A 596-nucleotide genomic window follows, 5' to 3' on the forward strand; every position below is an offset into this window, starting at 1 on the left:
ATATTACTGAAAGTAAGGTAACTGCAAATATAACATCTAGCTCAAACAGGGACATCTGGATCAACCAACTCGGATACGTTTTTGATTAGTTCTTCATTTTTGAATGGTTTGATCATCCATCCATCTGCTCCTTCAAATAAAGCTTTTGAAATGATCTCTGGTTTTTTCTCCGATGACAAAACTAAAATTTTGAACTTTGGGTTTTTGACGATTTTTTTGGATTCTTTAATGAACTCGTTTCCACTAAGCCCTGGCATATTAAAATCAAAGATTCCTAGGTCGATATTTGGATTTGCTTTTAAAGTTTCCAAAGCAGTTTCACCAGAAGAACATATTATGATATTGTGACCTTGGCTACTTAGAGCTAAGCGCACAATTTTTAATACGGCAGGTGAATCATCGACAACTAAAATAGACGCCATATTACTAAATGAGTTGTGAAATCAGTTTTGTGAGAGATTCGTTGGCAAAAGGTTTTACAAGCCAACCAACAGCACCAGCTTCTTTTCCTTTGTTTTTCATTTCGTCACTAGACTCAGTGGTTAACATAACTATCTTCATGGTTTTACCATTGTCTGTTTTTAAAGCTTTCTCCG

2 protein-coding genes are annotated in these 596 nt (G+C 35.2%); both read right to left on the reverse strand.

Annotated elements, in window-relative coordinates; genetic code table 11:
• Window positions 1–41: 41 nt before the first annotated feature.
• Complete coding sequence (locus EHQ59_RS02645) at window positions 42–422, reverse strand: response regulator (RefSeq protein WP_135617601.1); 381 nt, start codon at window positions 420–422, stop codon at window positions 42–44.
• Between the two features lie 4 nt (window positions 423–426).
• Window positions 427–596 (reverse strand): response regulator (locus EHQ59_RS02650; RefSeq protein ID WP_135617602.1); only part of this gene is annotated, 170 nt, incomplete at its 5' end.

This window comes from Leptospira kemamanensis, from assembly GCF_004769665.1.
Classification (GTDB): Bacteria; Spirochaetota; Leptospiria; order Leptospirales; family Leptospiraceae; genus Leptospira_A; species Leptospira_A kemamanensis.